This is a genomic window from Streptomyces sp. NPDC051664 (genome assembly GCF_044453545.1).
GTDB lineage: Bacteria > Actinomycetota > Actinomycetes > Streptomycetales > Streptomycetaceae > Streptomyces.
Genome location: NZ_JBITCU010000001.1, coordinates 25,260 through 49,404, shown reverse-complemented (window position 1 = coordinate 49,404; position 24,145 = coordinate 25,260). Strand labels below are relative to the sequence as shown.

Below are 24,145 nucleotides of genomic sequence, written 5' to 3'. Positions count from 1 at the left end.
GCATGCTCGAGGAGGCTCTCGAGCACCTCGTGAAGGGCATCGTCGACAACCCCGACGATGTGCAGGTCGCCTCGCGCGACCTGCGCCGTGGTCGTGTGCTCGAGGTCCGGGTCCATCCCGATGACCTCGGCAAGGTGATCGGCCGCAACGGCCGCACCGCACGCGCGCTGCGAACCGTCGTGGGCGCCATCGGCGGCCGTGGCATCCGCGTCGACCTCGTCGATGTGGACCAGGTTCGCTGACAGAGTTGAACACCGGCACGGGCCGGGGAGGGCCATGCGCCCGCCCCGGCCCGTCGTCGTATGACAGGAGAGACACAAGGTGCAGCTGGTAGTTGCGCGGATCGGCCGCGCCCACGGCATCAAGGGTGAGGTCACCGTCGAGGTGCGGACGGACGAGCCGGAGCTCAGGCTCGGCCCCGGGGCCCGCCTGACCACCGACCCGGCAGCGAACGGGCCGCTGACGATCGAGACCGGACGGGTGCACAGCGGCAGGCTGCTGCTGCGTTTCGAGGGCGTACGGGACCGTACGGCGGCCGAGGCCCTCCGGAACACCCTGCTGATCGCCGACGTCGACCCGGCGGAGCTCCCGGAGGACCCCGAGGAGTTCTACGACCACCAGCTCATCGACCTCGATGTGGTCCTCGCCGACGGCACCGAGATCGGCCGGATCACCGAGATCTCGCATCTGCCGTCCCAGGACCTCTTCATCGTGGAGCGCCCGGACGGCAGCGAGGTGATGATCCCGTTCGTCGAGGAGATCGTCACCGAGATCGATCTGGAGGAGCAGCGCGCGGTCATCACCCCGCCGCCCGGCCTGATCGACGACAGCCAGGCAGAGATCGTCTCCTCGCGCGACGAAGAGGCCTCCGAGCCGGGGAACGACGCCTGATGCGGCTCGACGTCGTCACGATCTTCCCCGAGTACCTGGAACCGCTGAACGTCTCGCTCGTCGGCAAGGCCCGCGCACGCGGCCGCCTCGATGTGCACGTGCACGATCTGCGGGACTGGACGTACGACCGGCACAACACGGTGGACGACACGCCCTACGGCGGCGGTCCCGGCATGGTGATGAAGACCGGGCCGTGGGGTGACGCCCTGGACGAGACCCTGGCGGACGGGTACGAGGCCGGGGCGCACTCCCCGGTGCTCGTGGTACCCACACCCAGCGGCCGTCCCTTCACCCAGGAGCTCGCCGTGGAGCTCTCCGAGCGGCCGTGGCTGATCTTCACCCCGGCCCGCTACGAGGGCATCGACCGCCGGGTGATGGACGAGTACGCGACCCGCATGCCGGTCGTCGAGGTCTCCATCGGGGACTACGTGCTGGCCGGCGGGGAAGCCGCCGTGCTGGTCATCACGGAGGCGGTGGCCCGGCTGCTGCCCGGTGTGCTCGGCAACGCCGAGTCGCACCGCGACGACTCCTTCGCACCCGGCGCCATGGCCGATCTGCTGGAGGGTCCGGTCTTCACCAAGCCGCCCGAGTGGCGCGGCAGAGGCATCCCGGACGTCCTGCTCAGCGGTCACCACGGGAAGATCGCACGCTGGCGGCGGGACGAGGCGTTCCGCCGTACCGCGGTCAACCGGCCCGATCTCATCGAGCGTTGCGAGGCGAGCGCCTTCGACAAGAAGGACCGTGAGATCCTCTCCATCCTCGGCTGGTCGCCGGAGCCCGGCGGCCGATTTTGGCGCAGGCCCGAAGGCATGGAACAATAAGCCGCTGCTGTACGTCCGGTGTGCGCCCCTGCCACAGGGGGAACGACGCCCACCCGACGCGATCAGCACCCAGATTCCTTACGATCTCCCGTCGATGACCTGTGGCATCGGCGAAGAAAGCAGACAACATGGCTTCCCTGCTCGATGGCGTCAATGCCGCCTCCCTGCGTACGGACGTCCCGGCGTTCCGCCCCGGTGACACCGTCAACGTCCACGTGCGAGTGATCGAGGGCAACCGCTCCCGTATCCAGCAGTTCAAGGGCGTAGTCATCCGCCGCCAGGGCTCTGGCGTCAGCGAGACCTTCACGGTCCGCAAGGTCTCCTTCAGCGTCGGCGTCGAGCGCACCTTCCCGGTGCACAGCCCGATCTTCGAGAAGATCGAGCTCGTCACCCGCGGTGACGTCCGCCGCGCGAAGCTCTACTACCTCCGTGAGCTGCGCGGCAAGGCCGCGAAGATCAAGGAGAAGCGCGACAGGTGAGCTAGCTCCCAGGTCCACGGCACGGCCGGATAAGCTCTGGCTGCGATGGACACGGAAGCAAAGCCCACGGAGCGCGACCGCTCCTCCGCACCCGAAGCAGGGTCGGAGGAGAGGTCGCGCTCTTCGCGTATCCCGGACCGGTTCGCCACGATGTCGTGGCGGCGGGCAGCCGCGCTCGGCGCCGTCTGCGCGGTCTTCCTGCTGCTGTTCAGCAACTATGTGCTGCAGCCCTTCCTGATCCCCAGTGGCTCGATGGAGTCCACGCTGCGGGTGGGGGACCGGGTGCTTGTGAACAAACTGGCGTACCGTTTCGGGTCCGTACCGCAGCGCGGCGACGTGGTGGTCTTCGACGGCACCGGATCCTTCGTACAGGAGAAGTCCGAGGAGAACCCCGTCACCGCGCTGGCACACGGTGCGGCGGCATCCCTGGGGCTGGCGGAGCCCGCCGAGACCGACTTCGTGAAGCGGGTGGTGGGCGTGGGTGGCGACCGGGTGGTCTGCTGTGACAAACGGGGCAGGGTCGAGGTGAACGGCCGGCCGGTGGACGAGGAGTACCTCTATCCGGGCGACGCCCCGTCCAGGGCAGCGTTCGACATTGTCGTCCCCGACGGCACTCTGTGGATGATGGGCGACCACCGCAGCAACTCCCGTGACTCCCGCGACCATCTGGGCGGGCCGGGCGGCGGCATGGTGCCGGTCGGCCGGGTGATCGGCCGGGTGGACTGGATCGGCTGGCCGCTGGGCCGGCTGGGCCCGCTGCCGGACACCGGTGCCTTCGACGGCATACGGATACCGGGTGGGACCCATGGGTAACCGCGGGCGCGACAGCCGCGCCTCCGACCCCGGCACTCCGCTGCCGACCGGCAGCAGGCCGACGGCATCGCGGTCGCTGCCGACCCGGGCGGAGCGGCGCAAGCTGGCCCGCAAGGTCAAACGGCGGCGGCGCAGGTCGGCCGTGAAGGAGATCCCCCTCCTGATCACCGTGGCGCTGCTCATAGCGCTCGTCCTCAAGACCTTCCTGGTGCAGGCCTTCGTGATCCCGTCCGGATCGATGGAGCAGACCATCCGGATCGGCGACCGGGTGCTCGTCGACAAGCTGACGCCGTGGTTCGGTGCAAAGCCCCGGCGCGGCGACGTCGTCGTCTTCAAGGATCCGGGCGGTTGGCTCCGGCAGGAGAACGTCGACAAGAAGGATCCGCCCGTCGTCGTCAAACAGGTGACGGAAGGACTGACCTTCATCGGGCTGCTGCCGTCCGACGACGAACAGGATCTGATCAAACGTGTGGTCGCCGTCGGCGGCGACACCGTGAAGTGTTGCGACAAGGACGGCAAGGTCACCGTCAACGGTGTTGCGCTCAATGAGCCCTATCTGCATCCGGGCAATCCGCCCTCCACGCTCAAATTCGAGGTAAAGGTTCCGGCCGGCCGAATCTTCGTGATGGGCGACCATCGTTCGAATTCCGCCGATTCGCGCTTCCACCTGGACGAGCCCGATCACGGCACGGTCTCCGAGAACGAGGTCGTGGGACGGGCCGTCGTCATCGCCTGGCCCTTCGGCCACTGGCGGAGGCTGGAGGAGCCGCAGACATTTGCCTCGGTGCCGGACGCGCGCGCCGGGACGGCGGCTGCGTACGGACTGTCGAATAGTGTGTCCTCCCAGGATCTCAATGGAATGGTCCGGCTCCCGACCCCTGCGGAACTCCCGCTCGTTATGGGAGTGGTGGGCCTGCGCCGAATGGGTCGCGGGCGGTGGCACGGAGTGAGGAGTGGATGTGGGGGATTTGGCGGTCGGCGCACGATCCGGACACGACGAACCCGAGGACCGGGCGGAGCATCCGGAGAACGGTGAATCCCCCGAGGTGGCGGGCCGGACGGAGAGTGACGGCGACTCCCCGGACAGCAGCGGTACGGCTCCGGGGAAGCCACGCTCCTTCTGGAAGGAGCTGCCCCTGCTCATCGGCATCGCGCTGATTCTGGCGCTGCTGATCAAGACGTTCCTGGTACAGGCGTTCTCGATTCCCTCGGACTCGATGCAGGACACGCTCCAGCGGGGCGACCGGGTGCTGGTCGACAAGCTGACCCCGTGGTTCGGCTCGGAGCCTGAGCGGGGCGAGGTCGTGGTCTTCCACGACCCGGGCGGCTGGCTGGAGAGCGCCCAGACGCCGGCACCGAATGTGGCACAGAAGTTCCTCAGCTTCATCGGACTGATGCCGTCCGCCGAGGAGAAGGACCTGATCAAGCGGGTCATCGCGATCGGCGGCGACACGGTGGAGTGCAAGGAGAACGGGCCGGTCACGGTCAATGGCGTGGCACTGGACGAGACGTCGTTCATCTACCCGGGCAACACCCCCTGCAATGACGAGCCGTTCGGCCCGATCAAGGTGCCCGAGGGCCGCATCTGGGTGATGGGCGACCACCGACAGAACTCCCTCGACTCCCGCTACCACCAGGAGCTGCCCGGTCAGGGCACGGTCTCCACGGACGAGGTCGTCGGCCGGGCAATCGTGGTCGCATGGCCGATCAACCGCTGGGCGACGCTGCCGATCCCGAGCACATTCGACCAGCCGGGGATCAATGCGGCGACGGGGTTGGTACCGGGAGCACTCGGTGTAGCCGGAGCGCTGCCCCTCGTGTTGTGGCGCCGTAAGAGGCTGACCAACGGGCATACCGCCGGGTAGGGTGCCGACTCGGATCAGCGATTGTCGATCTCCGAGGTGGGGGACGCTGGGATGAGTGGAACAGGACGTACGGGTGACGGCCACGGCCGGCTCGGCAGCATGCTGTCAGGGCTGGCCGTGGCTGTCGGCCTTGTGCTCTTCCTCGGTGGGTTCGCCTGGGGCGCGTTGGTGTACAAGCCGTACATCGTGCCGACCGAGTCGATGACGCCGACGGTGAATGCGGGAGACCGGGTCCTCGCGGAGCGTGTGGACGGCAGCGAGGTGCGCCGCGGCGACGTGGTGGTGTTCACGGACCCGGCCTGGGAAAACAACATGCCGATGGTCAAGCGGGTCGTCGGAATCGGCGGCGACAAGATCGCCTGCTGCGAGAAGAGCGGCCGGCTCACCGTCAATGGCAAGCCCATCGAGGAGCCGTATCTGCAGACAGAGGGCCTCGCCTCGGCGAAGAGCTTCACGGCGAACGTGCCCAAGGGACAGCTCTTCCTCCTCGGCGACGAGCGCAGCGGCTCCCTGGACTCCCGGGTCCATCTGAACGACCCGGGACAGGGGTCGGTGCCGCGCAGCGACGTACAGGCCCGGGTGGACGCCATCGCCTGGCCGATGGACGGCATGATCGAGCGACCGCAGGCGTTTGCCGCTCTCCCCGGCGGGGTGTCGGCCCCCGGCCCGCTGAAGCTTCAGCTCGGGGCTGTGGTGGCGGGTGTGGTTCTCATCTTCGGAGGCACCGCGTACGGTCCGATCGCCGCGCGGTCCGCACGCAGGAGGAACGGGCAGGACCCAAGGGTGCCTGCCGGTGCCCACTGAGAAGCGGAAGGTGGCCCGGGTGATCCTGCTCGACCCCGACGACCGCATTCTCCTGGTGCACGGATATGAACCGGAGGACCCCACGAGCACCTGGTGGTTCACCCCCGGCGGTGGTCTGGAGGGCGACGAGAGCCGGGAGCAGGCGGCCCTGCGCGAGCTGGCCGAGGAGACCGGGATCACCGATGTCGAGCTGGGTCCGGTGCTCTGGCAGCGGATCTGCTCATTCCCGTTCGACGGGCGGCGGTGGGATCAGGACGAGTGGTACTTCCTGGCACGTACGACCCAGACCGCGACGGACCTGAGCGGGCTCACCGGGCTGGAACAGCGCAGTGTCGCGGGTCTGAGGTGGTGGACCTCCGCCGAACTGTCGGTGGCGCGTGAGACGGTGTACCCGACCAGACTCGCCGAGCTGCTGCGCACGCTGCTCGAAGAGGGTCCGCCGCGTACGCCACTGGTTCTGGCCCCCGAAATCGTCTAAGCGTCCAGGGGCGCCGGAGCCTGGCGCACAATAGGTGGACGCACGGCTGAAGGGGAACATGCCAATGAGCGCCGAGGACCTCGAGAAGTACGAGACCGAGATGGAGCTGAAGCTCTACCGGGAGTACCGCGATGTCGTCGGTCTGTTCAAATATGTGATCGAGACCGAACGGCGTTTCTACCTCACCAACGACTACGAGATGCAGGTGCACTCGGTCCAGGGTGAGGTGTTTTTCGAGGTGTCCATGGCGGATGCCTGGGTCTGGGACATGTACCGGCCCGCCCGATTCGTCAAGCAGGTACGTGTGCTGACGTTCAAGGACGTCAACATCGAGGAGCTCAACAAGAGCGACCTCGAACTGCCGGGCGGCTGAGCCGCCGAGGCCGCCCCTCCGGTCGGTCCCCCTCACGGGTGGCCGGGTTGTCCACAGCCGCTGAGTTGTCCACCAAGATCCACCGGTCGGGGTCGGACAGGACAGAGTCGGTGCCGGAGGTGGTGCCGATATGAACGCACGGGGGGCACTCGGGCGGTACGGCGAGGATCTGGCGGCGCGGCTGCTGACCGACGCCGGCATGGCCGTACTGGCACGGAACTGGCGCTGTCGCGCCGGTGAGATCGACATCGTCGCCAAGGACGGCGACGCGTTGGTCGTCTGCGAGGTCAAGACCCGCAGGGCGGGGCCGTTCGAGCATCCGATGGCGGCCGTCACCCCGGTCAAGGCGGACCGGCTGCGACGGCTCGCCGAGATCTGGCTGGACCTGAACGGCGGTCCGCCGCCGGGCGGGGTGCGGATCGACCTGGTCGGCGTTGTGGTGCCGCGGCGCGGAGCGCCGGTCGCCGAGCACGCGCGGGGGGTGGCCTGATGGGGTTCGCGCGGGCGTGCTCGGTGGCGCTGGTCGGCGTCGACGGCGTGGTGGTGGAGGTCCAGGCGGACCTGGAGCCCGGGGTGGCGGCGTTCACCCTGGTCGGGCTGCCGGACAAGAGCCTGGTGGAGAGCCGGGACCGGGTCAGGGCCGCAGTGGTCAACTCCGGGGCCGAGTGGCCGCAGAAGAAACTCACGGTCGGGCTCTCCCCGGCCTCCGTGCCCAAGGGCGGCAGCGGATTCGACCTGGCCGTGGCGTGTGCCGTGATGGGCGCGGCAGAGCGGATCGCCCCTGCGGCCATCGCGGATGTGGTGATGATCGGGGAGCTCGGGCTCGACGGCCGGGTGCGGCCCGTGCGCGGAGTGCTGCCCGCAGTACTCGCCGCGGCGGAGGCCGGGTACCGCAAGGTCGTCGTGCCCGAACAGACGGCGGGCGAAGCTGCGCTGGTGCCGGGGGTGTCGGTGCTCGGGGTACGGAGCCTGCGGCAGCTGATCGCCGTGCTCAGCGACGAACCGGTGCCTGACGAGCCGGAGATCCGTGCGGAAGGACGCCCCGACACCATGCTCGCGGGGTTGATGGTGCCGGGCGCGGGCATCGGCACCGGACTGGCGATGGGCTCCGCGCAGAGCGACGGACACCGGCCGGACCTGGCGGACGTCGCAGGCCAGGAGACACCGCGAAAGGCCCTGGAGGTCGCCGCGGCGGGCGGTCACCATCTGCTGCTCTCCGGACCGCCGGGCGCCGGCAAGACCATGCTGGCCGAGCGGCTGTCCGCGATTCTGCCCCCGCTGACCAGGCAGGAATCCCTCGAGGTGACCGCGGTGCACTCGGTGGCGGGCATCCTGCCACCCGGCGAACCGCTGGTCTCCCGGGCGCCGTACTGCGCACCGCACCACTCGGCGACCATGCAGTCGCTGGTCGGCGGCGGCAATGGACTGCCGCGGCCCGGTGCGGTCTCGCTGGCCCATCGAGGTGTGCTCTTTTTGGACGAGGCGCCGGAGTTCTCGGTGCGGGCCCTGGACGCGCTGCGCCAGCCGCTGGAGTCGGGGCATGTGGTGGTGGCGCGCAGTGCCGGCGTGGTGCGGTTGCCCGCCCGCTTCCTGATGGTGCTGGCCGCCAACCCGTGTCCGTGCGGACGCCACACCCTCACCGGCGCCGCCTGCGAATGCCCTCCCTCGTCGGTCCGTCGCTATCAGGCGAGACTCTCCGGGCCCCTGCTCGACCGGGTGGATCTGCGTGTGGTCGTCGCTCCGGTCACCCGTGAGGACCTGATGGGGCGGGGCGGCCCGGGCGAGTCGACGGCCGATGTCGCCGCCCGGGTGCGGGAGGCCAGGTCGCGGGCGGCGGACCGGCTCACGGGCACGCCCTGGACCACCAACAGCGAGGTCCCCGGCCATGAGCTGCGGACCAGGCTGCTCACGGCGCCGGGGGCGCTCATGGAGGCGGAGCGGGACATGGAGCGCGGACTGCTCACCGCGCGAGGACTCGACCGGGTCCTGCGGGTGGCATGGACCCTCGCCGACCTGCGCGGCGCCGATCGCCCGGAGGCGTTCGACATCGCGGTGGCCCTGGAGCTGCGGACGGGGATCTCGCGCGGGGCCTCGGTGCTGGACCGGGCTTCATGACGCCGGGCGGCCTCGACGCCGGACCGGGCATCAGGGCGCCGGAGGGCCTTGACGAGGGCCGGGGCATCAGCACGCCGGGCCTCCGGGAGCGGAGCCGGCAAGCGGGGTGGGCACGACCGGCGGTGGGCGACCGGGAGCGCCTGGCGCGGGCCGCCCTGACCCGCGTCCTCGAGCCGGGCGACGAACGCGGGGGCCGCTGGCTGCGCGAAGTCGGCGCCGCCGATCTGATACGGCGGATCACAGCCCGGGACGGGACCGCGGAACAGCTCCGGGGCATGACGGCGAAGCGGCTGGCCGGTTACCGGTTGCGGGCCGAGGCCGTCGACCCCGAGCGGGACCTGGCGTCGGTCGCCGCCGTGGGCGGCCGCTTCGTCTGCCCCGGTGACCGTGAGTGGCCCAGCCAACTCGACGACCTGGGCGACTCCCGGCCGACCGGCCTCTGGGTTCGGGGGCGGCCCGATCTGCGGCTCTGGGCGCTGCGTTCGGTCGCGGTGGTCGGCGCCCGGGCTTGTACTCCGTACGGGGCGCACATGGCGGCGAGTCTCGGGGCAGGGCTGGCGGAGCTGGGCTGGGTGGTGGTGTCGGGCGCAGCGTTCGGAGTGGACGGGGCGGCCCATCGCGGCGCCCTCTCGGCCGGCGGGGCGACCATGGCGGTCCTGGCCTGCGGGGTGGACGTCGCCTATCCCCGAGGGCATGCCGAGCTGATCGGGCGTGTGGCGGAACAGGGGCTGGTCATCGGAGAGCTGCCACCGGCCGAGCATCCGACGCGCAGCAGATTCATCCTCCGGAACCGGGTGATTGCCGCGCTGACCCGGGGCACGGTCGTGGTCGAGGCGGAATACCGCAGTGGCTCACTGGTCACCGCACGCAGTGCGCAACGGCTGGGCCGGTTCACCATGGGGGTACCGGGTCCCGCCACCAGCGGTCTGTCGGCCGGGGTCCATGAACTCCTCAGGGGCGAGGGAGTCCTGGTCACCGACGCCGCGGAAGTCGCCGAACTGGTGGGGGAGATCGGCGACCTCGCCCCGGCCCGGAGGGGCCCCGTATTTGCCAGGGACCTGTTGGACGCCGCCTCCGCCCAGGTGCTCGACGCCCTGCCCTCCCACGGCTCCGTCAGTGGAAGGGACATCGCCCGCACCGCGGGAACCAGCGCCGACGAAGCACTCGGCAGATTGTACGAACTGCACTCACTGGGGTTCGTCGAACGCGGTGGCGAAGGCTGGCAGTTGACGCCGCGCCCGACACGCATTGGCGGCCCGCGGCGAGGCGGTCCTTGACCTGGAGCATTCGGGTGAAAAGGTGATGCCGATGACCTCGGCGGATCCTTCAGTGACGCCTCCGGGACCGACCCATGCGGTGACGGTTCCGGAGCGCAGTCATGTCCATTCGTCCGGAAGTGCCCGGCGCCGATCCTCTATCCTTCGCGCACCGCAACACTTCAGTCACGCTACGCTCACAAGGATTCCGGCCCAGACACAAGTCCCCCAGCAGTCCACAGCAGAACGGCTCAAGGCACCACATGCCCCAGCACACCTCCGGGTCTGACCGTGCGCCAGTACCACCGGCTGCGCGTGGCACTGTGCGCCCTCCTGCCCCTTCCTCGCTCGACGAGTTGTGGCGTTCGTACAAGTCCACGGGCGACGAGCGGCTGCGGGAACAGCTGATCCTGCACTACTCGCCGTTGGTGAAGTACGTCGCCGGCCGGGTGAGCGTGGGACTGCCGTCCAACGTCGAGCAGGCGGACTTCGTCTCGTCGGGAGTCTTCGGGCTGATCGACGCGATCGAGAAGTTCGACATCGAACGGGCCATCAAGTTCGAGACGTACGCAATTACCCGCATCCGTGGCGCGATGATCGACGAACTCCGGGCGCTGGACTGGATCCCGCGCTCCGTGCGGCAGAAGGCGCGGGCCGTGGAGCGCGCCTACGCCACGCTGGAGGCGCAGTTGCGGCGTACCCCCTCCGAGCCGGAGGTCGCCGCCGAGATGGACATCACGCTGGAAGAACTGCACGCGGTTTTCAGCCAGTTGTCGCTGGCGAACGTGGTCGCGCTGGAGGAGCTCCTGCATGTCGGCGGCGAGGGCGGTGACCGGCTGAGCCTGATGGACACGCTGGAGGACACCGCCGCCGACAATCCCGTGGAGGTCGCCGAGGGCCGTGAGCTCAGGCGGCTGCTCGCCCGGGCTATCAACACACTCCCGGATCGCGAGAAGACGGTCGTCACCCTCTACTACTACGAGGGCCTCACCCTCGCCGAGATCGGCAACGTGCTCGGGGTCACCGAGAGCCGGGTCAGCCAGATCCACACCAAATCGGTGCTGCAGCTTCGCGCGAAACTGGCCGACGCCGGACGCTGAGACGGTGCTCAGCCGGCGATCGGTGCCGCCCGCCCCCCTCTCCCGCAAGTGCCGCCGTACAGTGGAGCCGTGCCCAGGATTCGAGCGGCCTCCGTGGCCGAGCACCGGACCATGCAGCGCGGCGCCCTCCTGGACGCCGCCCGATCCCTGCTGTCCGAGGGTGGTACGGAGGCGTTGACCTTCCCCGCTCTCGCCGAGCGCACGGGCCTCGCCAGGTCCTCCGTCTACGAGTACTTCCGCTCCCGCGCGGCCGTCGTCGAGGAGCTGTGCGCCGTCGACTTCCCCGTCTGGGCGGCCGAGGTCGAGCACGCCATGGAGCGGGCCGGGACCCCTGAGGGAAAGATCGAGGCGTATGTGCGCCGCCAGCTCGACCTGGTCGGGGACCGGCGGCACCGGGCGGTTGTCGCCATCTCCGCGAGCGAGCTGGACGCGGGCGCACGCGAGAAGATCCGGGCCGCGCACGGCGGGCTGATCGCCATGATCGTCGAGGCGCTCGGCGACCTCGGCCACGAGCAGCCGAGGCTCGCGGCGATGCTGCTGCAGGGCTCGGTGGACGCCGCCGTGCGCCGTATCGAGCTGAGCGTGGCGGAGGCACCGGACGTGATCGCGGACACCGCTGTCGCCATGATCCTGCGGGGCGTCCGGGGCTGACGCCCGGACCGGAGGGTCACTGTGGCGAGCAGCGCGGCAGGGGCCGCGTATCCGATGGCGCCCGGTGTGTCCGGCCTCGGTTCCGGTACTCCGACGACCGGCAGCAGCCGGGACGGGCCGCGTCGAAGCAGTGACGGCGGCAGTAGGGTCAGCGGGTCCAGATATGCGTCACCGCGCCGCAGCCCCCAGTGCAGACACCCGGACGCACAGTGGAACGGCCCGGCCTCCAGGACCGCGACCACCTGCCCCGCGACGGCCTCCTCGCCCTTCTCGACCAGCGCGCGCACCGGCTCGTAGGTCGTGCGCAGCGGCGGATCACCCGTCCCCGCCACCTCGATCGAGACAACTCCGCGCCCCGCGACGCGCCCTGCGAACGAGACCCGGCCGGACGCGGCGGCGCGCACCGGCGCACCGGGCCCGGCGGCGAGATCGACGCCACGGTGCCCCCGTCCGTACGCGCCGGCCGGCGGTTCCCACCCCCGTACGACCGCAGGGTGCCCATCGAGCGGCCACACGCGCTCGGCGCCGGGCCCGGAGTCGGCGGCGGTGGCGGCGTGCGCACCGCACAGCAGAGTGAATACGGCCAGGGCCACCGCCGCGAGCAGGGTCCGCGCCCGACGGGGACGGCTCGGCTCACCGCGTCGGGCAGCAGGCGGTTCAGGTGTGTGTCGCATGACCGGAACCGTCCCGCATCCGGCGGATCCATGGGGATCACGGACCGGATCTGTGGACTACCGGCCGGTTGTGGACATCGCCGTCACCCGGCACCCGACGGGTCCCGTACACTTCTTGTGGCGATCCGGGTCACCGGGTCGACTTCGCACGCCCCGCCACCTCCCTCTCTGCGGACGGTGGCCGCGCTCCTCGGTCCCTTGTGGCACGGCGCGTCGGGGCGTCAGGCGCGACAGCAATCCTGCGGTCGCGACAACCGAGCACCTCAAGGAGTACGGCCATGGCCGTCGTCACGATGCGGGAGCTGCTGGAAAGCGGCGTCCACTTCGGTCACCAGACCCGTCGCTGGAACCCGAAGATGAAGCGCTTCATCTTCACCGAGCGCAACGGCATCTACATCATCGACCTGCTCCAGTCGCTGTCGTACATCGACCGCGCCTACGAGTTCGTCAAGGAGACCGTCGCGCACGGCGGCTCCATCATGTTCGTGGGCACGAAGAAGCAGGCCCAGGAGGCCATCGCCGAGCAGGCGACGCGCGTCGGCATGCCGTACGTCAACCAGCGTTGGCTCGGTGGCATGCTCACCAACTTCTCCACCGTCTACAAGCGCCTTCAGCGTCTGAAGGAGCTCGAGCAGATCGACTTCGAGGACGTGGCCGCCTCCGGCCTCACCAAGAAGGAGCTCCTGGTTCTCTCCCGCGAGAAGGCCAAGCTGGAGAAGACCCTCGGTGGTATCCGCGAGATGCAGAAGGTGCCCAGCGCCGTCTGGATCGTCGACACCAAGAAGGAGCACATCGCCGTCGGTGAGGCGCGCAAGCTCCACATCCCGGTCGTCGCGATCCTCGACACCAACTGCGACCCCGACGAGGTCGACTACAAGATCCCGGGCAACGACGACGCGATCCGCTCCGTCACCCTGCTCACCCGCGTGATCGCCGACGCCGTCGCCGAGGGCCTCATCGCCCGTTCCGGCGCCGCGACCGGCGACTCGAAGCCGGGCGAGAAGGCCGCCGGCGAGCCGCTCGCCGAGTGGGAGCGCGACCTGCTCGAGGGTGAGAAGAAGGACGACGCCGAGGTGCAGACGTCCGCCGAGACCGAGAAGGTCGCGGACGCCGCCGAGACGCCGGCCGAGGCCGCTGCCGAGGCTCCGGCCGCTGCTGAGGCTCCGGCCGCTGCTGAGGCTCCGGCCGCTGCCGAGGCTCCGGCCACGGACGCCGAGCAGGCCTGACCACTGCGTCACGGCTGAATGACGGCGGGGGCCGGTGCCACAAGCACCGCCCCCGCCGTTCACCCGTAGATCTTTCAGACTTCGAGAGAGAATCACAGACTCATGGCGAACTACACCGCCGCTGACGTCAAGAAGCTCCGTGAGCTCACCGGCGCCGGCATGATGGACTGCAAGAAGGCGCTCGACGAGGCCGACGGCAGCGTCGACAAGGCCGTCGAGGCCCTTCGTATCAAGGGCCAGAAGGGCGTCGCCAAGCGCGAGGGCCGTTCTGCCGAGAACGGCGCCGTTGTCTCCCTCATCTCCGAGGACAAGACCTCCGGCGTCCTGCTCGAGCTCAAGTGCGAGACGGACTTCGTCGCCAAGGGCGAGAAGTTCCTCGCCGTCGCCGACGCGCTCGCCGCCCACGTCGCCGCGACCTCGCCGGCCGACCTGGCTACGCTGCTCGCCTCCGAGATCGAGGCCGGCAAGACCGTCCAGGCGTACGTCGACGAGGCCAACGCCAACCTCGGTGAGAAGATCGTCCTGGACCGCTTCGCGCAGTTCACCGGCGGTTACGTGGCTGCGTACATGCACCGCACCATGCCCGACCTCCCGCCGCAGGTCGGCGTGCTCGTCGAGCTGGACAAGGAGAACGCCGAGGTCGCCAAGGACGTTGCGCAGCACATCGCCGCCTTCGCCCCGAAGTACCTCAACCGCGACGAGGTCCCGGCCGAGACGGTCGAGAACGAGCGTCGTGTCGCCGAGGCCACCTCTCGCGAGGAGGGCAAGCCCGAGGCCGCCCTTCCGAAGATCGTCGAGGGTCGCGTCAACGGCTTCTTCAAGGACGTCGTCGTCCTGGAGCAGGCCTTCGCCAAGGACAACAAGAAGTCTGTCCAGAAGGTCCTGGACGAGGCCGGTGTCACCCTGAAGCGCTTCTCGCGCATCAAGGTCGGCATCTGAGTCCGTCCGCGAAAAACGGTGGACCCCGATAGGGTCTAGTGCAGTCGTACGGCCGCACACCTGCCGTACGACCGCAGATCTGACGAGGAGGCCATTGCCGCTGAGGGACACCAGACCCACCGGCAATGGCCTTCTTCGTATGTGCACGAGGAGAAACTCCATGAACAAGGACGCGGACGCCGCAAAAGGTGACCAGAAGCGCGAGGACGGCAAGGTGCCCGGGCGCTTCATGCTGAAGCTGTCCGGCGAGGCGTTCGCCGGCGGCGGGGGTCTCGGTGTCGACCCCGACGTCGTACACGCCATCGCCCGGGAAATCGCGGCGGTCGTCCGGGGCGGTGCCGAAATCGCGGTCGTCATCGGCGGCGGCAACTTCTTCCGCGGTGCCGAGCTCCAGCAGCGCGGCATGGACCGGGCGCGCTCCGACTACATGGGCATGCTCGGCACGGTCATGAACTGCCTCGCGCTCCAGGACTTCCTGGAGAAGGAGGGCATCGACTCCCGGGTCCAGACCGCCATCACCATGGGCCAGGTCGCGGAGCCGTACATCCCGCTGCGCGCCGTGCGCCACCTGGAGAAGGGCCGCGTCGTCATCTTCGGTGCCGGTATGGGCATGCCGTACTTCTCCACCGACACCACTGCCGCCCAGCGCGCCCTGGAGATCGACGCCGAGGGTCTGCTGATGGGCAAGAACGGTGTGGACGGTGTCTACGACTCCGACCCCAAGACCAACCCCGACGCGGTGAAGTTCGACGCTCTGGAGTACAGCGAGGTGCTCGCCCGCGATCTCAAGATCGCCGACGCCACCGCCATCACACTCTGCCGTGACAACCGGCTGCCGATCCTTGTCTTCGAGCTCACCGCGACCGGCAATATCGCCCGTGCCGTCAAGGGTGAGAAGATCGGCACGCTCGTGAGCGACCAGGGCACCCGGGCCTGAGAACCGGGGGGACGGCTCCGGGGGATCCCGGTGCAGTCCCGGAGCTCTTCGGGAACACTCCTGGAAGGGCCCCGAACGATGGACAACGGCCTGCCGGTCGGACACCGTGCAGGTGAGGACGCGACGCAGGACCCGCCGGGCCGGAGCAAGCCGGGCCCACTCTAGACACGCAGGAGCACGTGGTGATCGAAGAAACCCTCCTCGAGGCCGAGGAGAAGATGGAGAAGGCCGTCGTGGTCGCGAAAGAGGACTTCGCCGCGATCCGCACCGGCCGTGCGCACCCGGCGATGTTCAACAAGATCGTCGCCGACTACTACGGCGCGCTGACCCCGATCAACCAGCTGGCCTCTTTCTCGGTTCCCGAGCCGCGGATGGCCGTCGTGACGCCGTTCGACAAGAGCGCTCTGCGCAACATCGAGCAGGCGATCCGTGACTCCGACCTCGGCGTCAACCCGAGCAACGACGGCAATATCATCCGGGTGAACTTCCCGGACCTCACCGAGGAGCGTCGCCGCGACTACATCAAGGTCGCGAAGACGAAGGCCGAGGACTCCAAGATCTCGATCCGGGCCGTCCGCCGCAAGGCCAAGGAGACCCTGGACAAGCTGGTCAAGGACAAGGAGTCCGGCGAGGACGAGGTGCGCCGCGCCGAGAAGGAGCTCGACGACACCACTGCGAAGTACGTCGCGCAGGTCGACGAGCTGCTCAAGCACAAGGAAGCCGAGCTGCTCGAAGTCTGATGAACGACTCTTCCTGGGGCGCTCCGCAGGCCGGCTACTGGGGTGCGCCCGAGATGCAGGCTGCTCCGGCGGGTCCTGCATACGATGTGCATGACGCCCAGCACACTCGGCCCATGCCCATCGTGCCTGACGTTCCCGACGCAGGTAGAGACGCTGACGACCGTGACGACCGTGACGAGCGGGACAGGGGAGCCGCCCGCCGGGGCGGTGGCCCCCTGTTCCGTGACGAGAAGCCGCAGGAGCCCATGTCCACCCCGCCGCCCCCGCAGAAGAAACGTGCGGGCCGTGATCTGCGAGCCGCCATAGGGGTCGGCGTGGGGCTCGGTGCCGTCATCGTCGCCTCGCTCTTCATCGTCAAGGCCGTCTTCATCGGTGTGATAGCGATCGCCGTCGTCGTCGGCCTCTGGGAGCTCACCTCCCGGCTCGAGGAGCGCAAGGGCATCAAGGCGCCGCTCGTACCGCTCGCGGTCGGCGGCGCGGCGATGATCGTGGCCGGCTATGTCCGCGGCGCCGAGGGCGCGTGGGTCGCGATGGCGCTGACCGCCCTGGCGTTGCTCGTCTGGCGGATGACCGAGCCGCCGGAGGGGTATCTCAAGGACGTCACGGCCGGAGTCTTCGCCGCGTTCTACGTACCGTTCCTGGCCACCTTCGTCGCGATGTTGCTGAGCGCGGACGACGGGCCGCAGCGGGTCCTCACCTTCCTGCTGCTGACCGTGGTCAGTGACACGGGGGCGTACGCCGTCGGCTGGCGCTTCGGCAAGCACAAGCTCGCGCCGCGGATCAGCCCCGGCAAGACCCGCGAGGGCCTGTTCGGGGCGGTCGCCTTCGCGATGGTCGCCGGTGCGCTGTGCATGCAGTTCCTGATCGACGGTGGCACCTGGTGGCAGGGTCTGCTGCTCGGCCTCGCCGTCGCCGCCAGCGCCACCCTCGGCGACCTGGGTGAGTCCATGATCAAGCGGGATCTCGGGATCAAGGACATGGGCACGCTGCTGCCGGGTCACGGTGGGATCATGGACCGGCTGGACTCGCTGCTGCCGACCGCTCCGGTGGTCTGGCTGCTGCTGGTGCTGTTCGTCGGCTCCAGCTGAACAGTCGGGTCGCCACCCATCCTGACCTGCTTTTTTGTGAGTGAGGGTCCGTTGTCCAGAGGGCGGCGGGCCCTCACTCTTCTGTCTGCGGGACTGCAAGAACCATGCCTGTTCACGGGCATGGCGGAAACCGGGGATCCAATTCCTGAAGCGGGTGTCGGCCCACCTGTCCCGATTCGAGGTTGCTGTGGGTCTGTCTACGGCTGCGGGCCGGGCGGGCCGGCAGTCTCATCGACAGAGGCCGCGCCGTACTGGTGTGGTCGGCCGCCCTGCCACTGCACCCATCGTGGGTCGTCCAGTACGTCACCGGCGTCGGGCAGGCCCGCGCGGCGCAGGAACTCGATCACGTCGTCGTCGCTGCGGGCGAGGCCCGCGACCTGGGCGCGGATCGTCACCCGACGGCCACCCGTTCCGGCTGGGCGGTGGATGACGATGGGTGCTTCGCTCATGTCCTCAGGTTCCGATGGTCCGTGGTTCACAGCACTCCCAGCTCTCTGTCCGGCCGGCAGTACGGGCAGGCCGTGATGCCGTCTTCCGTGAGCGCACGCAGGGCCTGCTCCCGGGTCATCGGCTTGGTTCTCTTGCCGCCCATGCCGCAGTCGCCCGTGTGGACGGCGTCGGCATGGGACGTGCCACCCGCGCGCTGCAGGGAGAGTCTCCAGTCGGGTGCCGGCGGCGGCAGGGTGCGTGCTGCCCGGACGGCCGCGGCCTCGCGTTCTTCCAGCTCGGCGATCGTCCGATCGGTTCGGCCGAGCTGATACGCCTGCCACTCGCGCACGATGCGCAGGCGATCCAGACGAGAGAAGTTTTCGGACACGTATTCGATTCTAGGTCTCGGTGGGACGCTGTGCGTACCACTCGCCTTTCGTGCGATCGGTCACTGTCCCTCGGGGCGGCTGGGCCGTCCGTGGGCCGCCAAAGGGCCGCCGACGTCGACTGATGACGACCGACGACGACCGGGCGTGTGCGCACCTCATCCCTCCTGAGCTGGTGAAGGCCTCTGCGACCACGGCGTGTCTGCAACACTGGAGGAACCATGCCTAAGCCCGGAGAACTCACTTTCGTCGCGCCCCGCGGAGCCAAGAAGCCGCCGCGGCACCTCGCCGACCTCACGCCCGCCGAGCGCAAGGAAGCCGTCGCCGCGATCGGCGAGAAGCCTTTCCGTGCGCAGCAGCTGTCGCAGCACTACTTCGCGCGGTACGCGCACGACCCGGCGGAATGGACCAACATCCCGGCCGGTTCGCGGGACAAGCTCGCCGAGGCGATGTTCCCCGACCTGATGTCCGTGGTCCGGCACATCAGCTGTGACGACGACACGACCCGTAAGACGCTGTGGAAGCTGCATGACGGGACGCTGGTCGAGTCCGTCCTCATGCGGTACCCGGAGCGGGTGACGATGTGCATCTCGTCGCAGGCCGGATGCGGGATGAACTGCCCGTTCTGTGCGACGGGGCAGGCCGGCCTGGACCGCAATCTGTCGACCGCCGAGATCGTCCACCAGATCGTGGACGGCATGCGGGCGCTGCGCGACGGAGAGGTGCCGGGCGGGCCCGCACGGCTCTCCAACATCGTCTTCATGGGCATGGGCGAGCCCCTGGCCAACTACAAGCGGGTGGTCGGCGCGATCCGTCGGCTGACCGACCCCGAGCCGGACGGCCTCGGCCTGTCTCAGCGCGGGATCACCGTCTCCACCGTGGGCCTGGTGCCGGCCATGCTGCGCTTCGCCGACGAGGGCTTCAAGTGCCGGCTCGCGGTCTCGCTGCATGCGCCGGACGACGAGCTGCGGGACACGCTCGTGCCGGTGAACACGCGCTGGAAGGTGCGTGAGGTGCTCGACGCGGCATGGGAGTACGCGGAGAAGTCCGGCCGCCGGATCTCCATCGAGTACGCGCTGATCCGCGACATCAACGACCAGGCCTGGCGTGGTGACCTGCTCGGCCGGCTCCTCAAGGGCAAGCGTGTGCATGTCAACTTGATTCCGTTGAACCCGACGCCCGGCTCCAAGTGGACCGCCTCGCGGCCCGAGGACGAGAAGGCGTTCGTCGAGGCGATCGCCGCCCACGGGGTGCCCGTGACCGTGCGGGACACCCGCGGTCAGGAGATCGACGGGGCGTGCGGGCAGCTGGCGGCATCCGAGCGCTGAAAGACGGCCCGTGTAATCTGGGCCGAAATCAATTTCATATTCCGACAGGGGAGCGCCACAGCGCTGAGAGTGCGGCACCGACGACAGGTTGGCCGCAGACCCTCTGAACCTCGCCCGGGTCATTCCGGGTAGGAAGTTCGGTCATCAACTCATGCTGTTGCGCCCTGCCCACCTCCCGGTGGGCAGGGCCGCGTCTCTTCCTGGTCAAACCCAGGAGGAATCAACAATGAGCACCACCGGTACCACGCGCCGCACCAAGCAGCTTGCGGCGACGGCCGTCGCGGCCGCGCTCGGCGTCACGGCACTCGCCGGCTGCAGCAGTTCCGACGGCTCGGCCTCCGGGGCCGGCGGCACGAAGGGCTCCGGGTCCAAGACCGTGACCCTGGTCAGCCATGACTCCTTCAACGCTTCCAAGGACGTACTGAAGGCGTTCACCCAGGAGACCGGCTACACCGTCAAGGTGCTCAAGAGCGGTGACGCCGGCGCCGCACTCAACCAGGAGATCCTGACCAAGGGATCCCCGCGCGGCGATGTGTTCTTCGGCGTCGACAACACGCTGCTCTCCCGCGCCCTCGACAACGGTCTGTTCACGCCGTACGAAGCGAAGGGCAGCGACCGGGTCGCGGCCGATACCCAGCTGGACGCGACCAAGCACCGGGTCACGCCGATCGACACCGGCGACATCTGCATCAACTACGACAAGAAGTACTTCGCCGACCGGAAGCTCGCGCCGCCGACGACCTTCGACGACCTGGCGAAGCCCGCGTACAGGAACCTCCTCGTCACGGAGAACGCCGCGACCTCGTCGCCCGGGCTCGGCTTCCTGCTGGGCACCGTCGCCGCCTACGGCGAGAACGGCTACCAGGATTACTGGAAGAAGCTGAAGAGCAACGGCGTCAAGGTCGTCGACGGCTGGGAGCAGGCGTACAACGAGGAGTTCTCCGGCTCCGCGGGCGGCAAGAAGGCCAAGGCCGACCGGCCGCTCGTCGTGTCGTACGCCTCCAGCCCGCCGGCCGAGGTGCTGTACGCGAAGCCGCAGCCGACCGAGGCCCCGACGGGGGTCGCGACCGGCACCTGCTTCCGCCAGATCGAGTTCGCGGGGTTGCTGAACGGCGCGAGGAACGAGGCCGGGGGCAAGGCTCTGCTGGACTTCCTGATCAGCAAGAAGTTCCAGGAGGACATGCCGCTCAACATGTTCGTGAGCCCGGTCACCAAGGACGCGAAGCTGCCGGAGATCTTCACCGAGTTCGGCGCGACGGTCGACAAGCCGACCACCGTGGCCCCCGACACCATCGCCAAGAACCGTGAGCAGTGGGTCCAGTCGTGGTCCTCGCTCGTAGTGAAGTAACGAAGACGCCCGCACCCGGCCCGGGCGCGCGCGGGGCAGGTCCGCGCGCCCGGCCGGGGCGCGCGGCGGGCGCCGCACGCCCGAGGGCGTGGCGCGGGGGCGCGGTGCGGCTCGGACTGATGGCCGTGCCCGTCGCGTTCTTCGCGGTGTTCTTCGCCTACCCCGTCGTCGCGATCGTCGGCCGCGGGCTGAAGGCCGACGGCGTCTGGCAGTTCGGCCGGATCGGCGAGGTGCTCAGCCGGCCGGACATCCTCGGCGTCCTCTGGTTCACCACCTGGCAGGCGCTCGCCTCGACCGCGCTGACCCTGCTGATCGCGCTGCCCGGCGCCTATGTCTTCGCCCGCTTCGACTTTCCCGGCAAACAACTGCTGCGGGCGGTCGTCACGGTGCCGTTCGTCCTGCCGACCGTCGTCGTCGGGACGGCCTTCCTGGCGCTGCTCGGGCGCGGCGGCTTCCTCGACGAACTGGCGGGCGTACGGCTCGACACCACCGTGTGGGCGATCCTGCTCGCCCATGTCTTCTTCAACTACGCGGTGGTCGTACGGACCGTCGGCGGCCTGTGGTCGCAGCTCGACCCACGGCAGGAGGAGGCCGCCCGGGTGCTGGGCGCCGGGCGGTTGGCAGCGTGGCGGCGGGTGACGCTGCCGGCCCTCGCGCCCGCCGTGGCCGCCGCGGCGCTGATGGTCTTCCTCTTCACGTTCACCTCCTTCGGGGTCGTGCAGATCCTCGGCGGTCCGGCGTACTCCACGCTGGAGGTGGAGATCTACCGGCAGACCGCCCAGCTGCTCGACCTCCCCACGGCCGCCGTGCTGACGATGGTGCAGTTCGCCGCCGTCGGCGCGGTCCTGGCTGTACACGCCTGGACCGTGCGGCGCAGGGAGACGGCGCTGAAGCTGGTTGACCCGGCGCAGACCGCCCGCAGGCCGCGCGGCGCCGGGCAGCGGGCGCTGCTCGGCGGGGTCCTGCTGACCGTGCTGGTGCTGATCCTGCTGCCGCTCGGCGTGCTGGTGGAGCGCTCGCTGGACGTGCCCGGCGGCCATGGCTTCGACTACTACCGCGCTCTGCGGTCCGTGGACGCGAGCGGCGGCACTTTCCTGGTCGCGCCGCTCGAAGCGATCTGGAACTCACTGCAGTACGCCCTGGTCGCGACCGCGATCGCGCTGGTCGTCGGCGGGCTCGCGGCGGCGGCGCTGACGAGGCGGGCCGGGCGGCTCGTCCGCGGCTTCGACGCGCTGCTGATGCTGCCGCTCGGGGTGTCCGCGGTCACCGTCGGCTTCGGTTTCCTGATCACGCTGGACAAGCCCCCGCTGGACCTGCGGACCACCTGGATCCTGGTGCCGCTGGCCCAGGCGCTGGTCGGTGTGCCGTTCGTCGTACGCACGATGCTGCCGGTCCTGCGGGCGGTGGACGGGCGTCTGCGCGAGGCGGCGGCGGTGCTCGGCGCGTCACCGCTGCGGGCCTGGCGCGAGGTCGACCTGCCGCTGGTGCGGCGGGCGCTGCTGGTCGCGGCGGGCTTCGCGTTCGCCGTGTCGCTCGGCGAGTTCGGGGCGACGGTGTTCATCGCGCGGCCCGACAACCCGACGCTGCCCGTCGCCGTGGCCCGGCTGCTCGGGCGGTCCGGGGAGCTCAACTACGGCCAGGCGATGGCCCTCAGCACCGTTTTGATGCTGGTGTGCGCGGTGTCGCTGCTGCTGCTCGAACGTATCCGCCCGGACCGGTCCGGGGAGTTCTGAAGATGCTCGGGGTGTTCTGGACATGCTGACACTGGAAGCCGCAACCGTCCTCTTCGGGAAGCGGGCGGCGCTCGACGTGGTGGATCTGGAGGTCGCGGACCACGAGATCGTCTGTGTGCTGGGGCCGAGCGGCAGCGGCAAGTCGACACTGCTGCGGGTGGTCGCCGGACTGCACCCGCCGGACGGCGGCCGGGTGCTCCTCGACGGCGTCGACCAGACCGGCGTACCGGTGCACCGGCGCGGTCTGGGGCTGATGTTCCAGGATCATCAGCTCTTCCCGCATCGGGACGTCGGCGCCAACGTCGCCTTCGGGCTGCGGATGCACGGAGTGACCCGTGGTGACCAGGACCGCAGGGTCGCCGAACTCCTCGAACTGGTGGGCCTGCCCGGCAGCCAACGACGGGCTGTCGCCGCGCTGTCCGGCGGCGAGCAGCAGCGCGTCGCTCTCGCGCGGGCGCTCGCCCCGCGACCGAAACTGCTGATGCTCGACGAACCGCTCGGCCAGCTCGACCGCAGCCTGCGCGAACGCCTCGTCGTCGAACTGCGCACGCTGTTCGCCCGGTTGGGTACGACGGTGCTCGCCGTCACTCATGACCAGGGCGAGGCGTTCGCCCTCGCGGACCGGGTCGTCGTGATGCGCGACGGACGCATCGCCCAGGTGGGCACTCCGCTGGAGGTCTGGCAACGTCCCGCCTCCGCGTTCGTCGCCCGGTTCCTGGGTTTCGACAATGTGGTGGATGCGACGGTGGCCGGCGCGGCCGCGGCGACGATGTGGGGGAGGGTGCCGGTGCCGGACGGGGCGCCGCAGGGCCCGTGCGCCTTGCTGGTGCGTCCGGCGGGCGTACGGATCGGCGACCCGGCGGACGGCCTGCCCTGTACGGTCGGCGCCCGCACTTTCCGGGGCAATCATGTCGCCGTGACACTGCACCCCGACAGCGGTCCGCTCCTGGAGGCGGAGTGTCCGCTGCGGGACACCCCTCAGGAGGGTGCGAAGGTCGGCGTGACGTTCGACGCGTCGGAGACGGTGGTGCTGCCCGCCGCAGGCTGATCGTGGGCGGCGGGTCGGTGCCGCTCGCGACGCCACGCGGTGCGGACCACTACCGGGTCTCCCTGAAGAGCAGTTTCGGCCGTTTCGGGGAACACCTCATACGACCGGGGAAGATCCGGAACGACTCCGAAAAAAGGGCAGGGACAATGACTGGAACGGCACGCGAGGGCATCGACATCACCCGCGTCTTCGACGCCCCACGGGAACAGGTCTTCGCGGCCTGGACGACCCCCGAGCACTTCGCCGCCTGGTACGGCGGGGATGCCGATGTGCCGCTCGACCGGGTGTCGATGGACGTCAGGCCGGAGGGCACGTGGAGTCTGGTCATCGTGGTGCCGGGCACCGAGATGCCGTTCCACGGGGTCTACCGCGAGGTGGTCGCGCCGGAGCGGCTGGTCTTCACGCTGAAGGACGCCGGGGCGCCTGCCGACATCGAGGGCGAGATCGTCACCGTCACCTTCGCCGAGCGCGGCCGCAAGACCACCGAGATGGTCTTCCAGCAGCGCGGCGGCAATCTCACGCCCGAGCAGTACGCGGCGGCCGAGGACGGCTGGGAGGCCTTCTTCGACGCGCTGGTCAACCGGCTCGCGGCGGTCTGAACCGGACAGGCTCCAGGCCGGCCC

General features: G+C 69.5%; 27 protein-coding genes, 1 pseudogene and 1 riboswitch. Of the genes and pseudogenes, 25 read left to right on the top strand and 3 right to left on the bottom strand.

The window, feature by feature from the left end; translation table 11 throughout:
* Window positions 1–2 precede the first annotated feature (2 nt).
* The 15 genes from ACIA8E_RS00260 (at window position 3) to ACIA8E_RS00190 (ending at window position 11,646) form a co-directional block, all read left to right on the top strand.
* Window positions 3–242, top strand: coding sequence for an RNA-binding protein (locus tag ACIA8E_RS00260; RefSeq protein WP_014153811.1), 240 nt, complete (start codon window positions 3–5; stop codon window positions 240–242).
* 79 nt (window positions 243–321) lie between these two features.
* Window positions 322–891: a ribosome maturation factor RimM gene (gene rimM / locus ACIA8E_RS00255; protein WP_399292705.1), complete on the top strand. Its 570-nt coding sequence runs from the start codon at window positions 322–324 to the stop codon at window positions 889–891.
* Window positions 891–1,712 carry a tRNA (guanosine(37)-N1)-methyltransferase TrmD gene (gene trmD / locus ACIA8E_RS00250; protein WP_389041766.1) on the top strand — a complete coding sequence of 274 codons (822 nt, stop codon included), beginning with the start codon at window positions 891–893 and terminating at the stop codon, window positions 1,710–1,712. Before rimM ends, trmD begins: the two co-directional genes overlap by 1 nt.
* A gap of 128 nt (window positions 1,713–1,840) precedes the next feature.
* Window positions 1,841–2,191: a 50S ribosomal protein L19 gene (gene rplS, locus ACIA8E_RS00245; protein WP_030928567.1), complete on the top strand. Its 351-nt coding sequence runs from the start codon at window positions 1,841–1,843 to the stop codon at window positions 2,189–2,191.
* A 45-nt stretch (window positions 2,192–2,236) separates the two neighbouring features.
* Window positions 2,237–3,004 (top strand): signal peptidase I, encoded by a 768-nt coding sequence (lepB, locus tag ACIA8E_RS00240; RefSeq protein WP_399292703.1) that lies wholly within the window; start codon window positions 2,237–2,239, stop codon window positions 3,002–3,004.
* Window positions 2,997–4,040 carry a signal peptidase I gene (lepB, locus tag ACIA8E_RS00235; protein ID WP_399292701.1) on the top strand — a complete coding sequence of 348 codons (1,044 nt, stop codon included), beginning with the start codon at window positions 2,997–2,999 and terminating at the stop codon, window positions 4,038–4,040. The genes lepB (ACIA8E_RS00240) and lepB (ACIA8E_RS00235) overlap by 8 nt, the downstream gene beginning before the upstream one ends.
* Window positions 3,973–4,869, top strand: coding sequence for a signal peptidase I (lepB, locus tag ACIA8E_RS00230; protein ID WP_399293750.1), 897 nt, complete (start codon window positions 3,973–3,975; stop codon window positions 4,867–4,869). Before lepB (ACIA8E_RS00235) ends, lepB (ACIA8E_RS00230) begins: the two co-directional genes overlap by 68 nt.
* Window positions 4,870–4,920: 51 nt before the next feature.
* Window positions 4,921–5,673, top strand: a complete 753-nt coding sequence (gene lepB / locus ACIA8E_RS00225) for a signal peptidase I (RefSeq protein ID WP_399292699.1) — start codon at window positions 4,921–4,923, stop codon at window positions 5,671–5,673.
* Entirely contained in the window at window positions 5,663–6,151 is a 489-nt protein-coding gene (locus ACIA8E_RS00220; protein WP_399292697.1) for an NUDIX hydrolase, read from the top strand. Before lepB (ACIA8E_RS00225) ends, ACIA8E_RS00220 begins: the two co-directional genes overlap by 11 nt.
* A gap of 64 nt (window positions 6,152–6,215) precedes the next feature.
* Window positions 6,216–6,524: a DUF2469 domain-containing protein gene (locus tag ACIA8E_RS00215; RefSeq protein ID WP_003965949.1), complete on the top strand. Its 309-nt coding sequence runs from the start codon at window positions 6,216–6,218 to the stop codon at window positions 6,522–6,524.
* A 130-nt stretch (window positions 6,525–6,654) separates the two neighbouring features.
* A complete protein-coding gene (locus ACIA8E_RS00210; RefSeq protein ID WP_399292695.1) occupies window positions 6,655–7,014 on the top strand; it encodes a YraN family protein in 360 nt (119 codons plus the stop codon).
* Window positions 7,014–8,639 (top strand): YifB family Mg chelatase-like AAA ATPase, encoded by a 1,626-nt coding sequence (locus tag ACIA8E_RS00205; RefSeq protein ID WP_399292693.1) that lies wholly within the window; start codon window positions 7,014–7,016, stop codon window positions 8,637–8,639. Before ACIA8E_RS00210 ends, ACIA8E_RS00205 begins: the two co-directional genes overlap by 1 nt.
* The gene (gene dprA / locus ACIA8E_RS00200; protein WP_399292691.1) at window positions 8,636–9,916 is read left to right on the top strand and encodes a DNA-processing protein DprA; all 1,281 of its coding nucleotides are present in this window, start codon (window positions 8,636–8,638) and stop codon (window positions 9,914–9,916) included. Before ACIA8E_RS00205 ends, dprA begins: the two co-directional genes overlap by 4 nt.
* Window positions 9,917–10,158: 242 nt before the next feature.
* Entirely contained in the window at window positions 10,159–10,995 is an 837-nt protein-coding gene (gene whiG, locus ACIA8E_RS00195) for an RNA polymerase sigma factor WhiG (protein WP_399292689.1), read from the top strand.
* Window positions 10,996–11,088: 93 nt separating this feature from the next.
* Entirely contained in the window at window positions 11,089–11,646 is a 558-nt protein-coding gene (locus ACIA8E_RS00190) for a helix-turn-helix domain-containing protein (protein ID WP_352263277.1), read from the top strand.
* A gap of 77 nt (window positions 11,647–11,723) precedes the next feature.
* Here ACIA8E_RS00190 and ACIA8E_RS00185 read toward each other — a convergent pair.
* Window positions 11,724–12,320: pseudogene (locus tag ACIA8E_RS00185) on the bottom strand (peptidoglycan DD-metalloendopeptidase family protein); the annotation flags it as partial.
* Between the two features lie 278 nt (window positions 12,321–12,598).
* Between ACIA8E_RS00185 and rpsB the strand changes: the two are divergent.
* The 5 genes from rpsB to ACIA8E_RS00160 all read left to right on the top strand — a co-directional run bounded on the left by rpsB (window position 12,599) and on the right by ACIA8E_RS00160 (window position 17,250).
* Window positions 12,599–13,546: a 30S ribosomal protein S2 gene (gene rpsB / locus ACIA8E_RS00180; protein WP_399292687.1), complete on the top strand. Its 948-nt coding sequence runs from the start codon at window positions 12,599–12,601 to the stop codon at window positions 13,544–13,546.
* A 102-nt stretch (window positions 13,547–13,648) separates the two neighbouring features.
* Window positions 13,649–14,485, top strand: coding sequence for a translation elongation factor Ts (gene tsf / locus ACIA8E_RS00175; protein ID WP_327421913.1), 837 nt, complete (start codon window positions 13,649–13,651; stop codon window positions 14,483–14,485).
* Between the two features lie 160 nt (window positions 14,486–14,645).
* Window positions 14,646–15,422: a UMP kinase gene (gene pyrH, locus ACIA8E_RS00170; protein WP_399292684.1), complete on the top strand. Its 777-nt coding sequence runs from the start codon at window positions 14,646–14,648 to the stop codon at window positions 15,420–15,422.
* A gap of 182 nt (window positions 15,423–15,604) precedes the next feature.
* Window positions 15,605–16,162 (top strand): ribosome recycling factor, encoded by a 558-nt coding sequence (gene frr, locus ACIA8E_RS00165; RefSeq protein ID WP_030928366.1) that lies wholly within the window; start codon window positions 15,605–15,607, stop codon window positions 16,160–16,162.
* The gene (locus ACIA8E_RS00160) at window positions 16,162–17,250 is read left to right on the top strand and encodes a phosphatidate cytidylyltransferase (protein WP_399292682.1); all 1,089 of its coding nucleotides are present in this window, start codon (window positions 16,162–16,164) and stop codon (window positions 17,248–17,250) included. Before frr ends, ACIA8E_RS00160 begins: the two co-directional genes overlap by 1 nt.
* Before the next feature lie 197 nt (window positions 17,251–17,447).
* Here ACIA8E_RS00160 and ACIA8E_RS00155 read toward each other — a convergent pair whose 3' ends face one another.
* Window positions 17,448–17,699: a hypothetical protein gene (locus ACIA8E_RS00155; RefSeq protein ID WP_399292680.1), complete on the bottom strand. Its 252-nt coding sequence runs from the start codon at window positions 17,697–17,699 to the stop codon at window positions 17,448–17,450.
* Window positions 17,700–17,725: 26 nt separating this feature from the next.
* On the bottom strand, window positions 17,726–18,067 hold the full coding sequence (locus ACIA8E_RS00150; protein WP_399292678.1) for a DUF6233 domain-containing protein: 342 nt from the start codon (window positions 18,065–18,067) through the stop codon (window positions 17,726–17,728).
* 219 nt (window positions 18,068–18,286) lie between these two features.
* On the opposite strand from ACIA8E_RS00150, the gene rlmN reads away from it, so the two are divergent.
* The 5 genes from rlmN (at window position 18,287) to ACIA8E_RS00125 (ending at window position 24,121) form a co-directional block, all read left to right on the top strand.
* Complete coding sequence (gene rlmN / locus ACIA8E_RS00145) at window positions 18,287–19,393, top strand: 23S rRNA (adenine(2503)-C(2))-methyltransferase RlmN (RefSeq protein ID WP_030928354.1); 1,107 nt, start codon at window positions 18,287–18,289, stop codon at window positions 19,391–19,393.
* A 36-nt stretch (window positions 19,394–19,429) separates the two neighbouring features.
* Window positions 19,430–19,546: riboswitch (TPP riboswitch) on the top strand.
* 73 nt (window positions 19,547–19,619) lie between these two features.
* Window positions 19,620–20,741, top strand: coding sequence for a thiamine ABC transporter substrate binding subunit (locus ACIA8E_RS00140; protein WP_399292675.1), 1,122 nt, complete (start codon window positions 19,620–19,622; stop codon window positions 20,739–20,741).
* 119 nt (window positions 20,742–20,860) lie between these two features.
* Complete coding sequence (locus ACIA8E_RS00135; protein WP_399292673.1) at window positions 20,861–22,474, top strand: ABC transporter permease; 1,614 nt, start codon at window positions 20,861–20,863, stop codon at window positions 22,472–22,474.
* Between the two features lie 22 nt (window positions 22,475–22,496).
* Window positions 22,497–23,522 carry an ABC transporter ATP-binding protein gene (locus ACIA8E_RS00130; protein ID WP_399292671.1) on the top strand — a complete coding sequence of 342 codons (1,026 nt, stop codon included), beginning with the start codon at window positions 22,497–22,499 and terminating at the stop codon, window positions 23,520–23,522.
* Window positions 23,523–23,668: 146 nt separating this feature from the next.
* On the top strand, window positions 23,669–24,121 hold the full coding sequence (locus ACIA8E_RS00125) for an SRPBCC domain-containing protein (RefSeq protein WP_399292669.1): 453 nt from the start codon (window positions 23,669–23,671) through the stop codon (window positions 24,119–24,121).
* Window positions 24,122–24,145: the final 24 nt, after the last annotated feature.

What these genes read in the sequence shown, in the direction of transcription:
- ACIA8E_RS00260 (WP_014153811.1), top strand. Translation starts at nt 3, where the DNA reads ATGCTCGAGGAGGCTCTCGAGCACCTCGTGAAGGGCATCGTCGACAAC.
- trmD (WP_389041766.1), top strand. Translation starts at nt 891, where the DNA reads ATGCGGCTCGACGTCGTCACGATCTTCCCCGAGTACCTGGAACCGCTG.
- rplS (WP_030928567.1), top strand. Translation starts at nt 1,841, where the DNA reads ATGGCTTCCCTGCTCGATGGCGTCAATGCCGCCTCCCTGCGTACGGAC.
- lepB (WP_399292703.1), top strand. Translation starts at nt 2,237, where the DNA reads ATGGACACGGAAGCAAAGCCCACGGAGCGCGACCGCTCCTCCGCACCC.
- lepB (WP_399292701.1), top strand. Translation starts at nt 2,997, where the DNA reads ATGGGTAACCGCGGGCGCGACAGCCGCGCCTCCGACCCCGGCACTCCG.
- lepB (WP_399292699.1), top strand. Translation starts at nt 4,921, where the DNA reads ATGAGTGGAACAGGACGTACGGGTGACGGCCACGGCCGGCTCGGCAGC.
- ACIA8E_RS00215 (WP_003965949.1), top strand. Translation starts at nt 6,216, where the DNA reads ATGAGCGCCGAGGACCTCGAGAAGTACGAGACCGAGATGGAGCTGAAG.
- ACIA8E_RS00210 (WP_399292695.1), top strand. Translation starts at nt 6,655, where the DNA reads ATGAACGCACGGGGGGCACTCGGGCGGTACGGCGAGGATCTGGCGGCG.
- ACIA8E_RS00205 (WP_399292693.1), top strand. Translation starts at nt 7,014, where the DNA reads ATGGGGTTCGCGCGGGCGTGCTCGGTGGCGCTGGTCGGCGTCGACGGC.
- dprA (WP_399292691.1), top strand. Translation starts at nt 8,636, where the DNA reads ATGACGCCGGGCGGCCTCGACGCCGGACCGGGCATCAGGGCGCCGGAG.
- whiG (WP_399292689.1), top strand. Translation starts at nt 10,159, where the DNA reads ATGCCCCAGCACACCTCCGGGTCTGACCGTGCGCCAGTACCACCGGCT.
- rpsB (WP_399292687.1), top strand. Translation starts at nt 12,599, where the DNA reads ATGGCCGTCGTCACGATGCGGGAGCTGCTGGAAAGCGGCGTCCACTTC.
- tsf (WP_327421913.1), top strand. Translation starts at nt 13,649, where the DNA reads ATGGCGAACTACACCGCCGCTGACGTCAAGAAGCTCCGTGAGCTCACC.
- pyrH (WP_399292684.1), top strand. Translation starts at nt 14,646, where the DNA reads ATGAACAAGGACGCGGACGCCGCAAAAGGTGACCAGAAGCGCGAGGAC.
- ACIA8E_RS00160 (WP_399292682.1), top strand. Translation starts at nt 16,162, where the DNA reads ATGAACGACTCTTCCTGGGGCGCTCCGCAGGCCGGCTACTGGGGTGCG.
- ACIA8E_RS00155 (WP_399292680.1), bottom strand. Translation starts at nt 17,699, where the DNA reads ATGAGCGAAGCACCCATCGTCATCCACCGCCCAGCCGGAACGGGTGGC.
- rlmN (WP_030928354.1), top strand. Translation starts at nt 18,287, where the DNA reads ATGCCTAAGCCCGGAGAACTCACTTTCGTCGCGCCCCGCGGAGCCAAG.
- ACIA8E_RS00140 (WP_399292675.1), top strand. Translation starts at nt 19,620, where the DNA reads ATGAGCACCACCGGTACCACGCGCCGCACCAAGCAGCTTGCGGCGACG.
- ACIA8E_RS00135 (WP_399292673.1), top strand. Translation starts at nt 20,861, where the DNA reads ATGGCCGTGCCCGTCGCGTTCTTCGCGGTGTTCTTCGCCTACCCCGTC.
- ACIA8E_RS00130 (WP_399292671.1), top strand. Translation starts at nt 22,497, where the DNA reads ATGCTGACACTGGAAGCCGCAACCGTCCTCTTCGGGAAGCGGGCGGCG.
- ACIA8E_RS00125 (WP_399292669.1), top strand. Translation starts at nt 23,669, where the DNA reads ATGACTGGAACGGCACGCGAGGGCATCGACATCACCCGCGTCTTCGAC.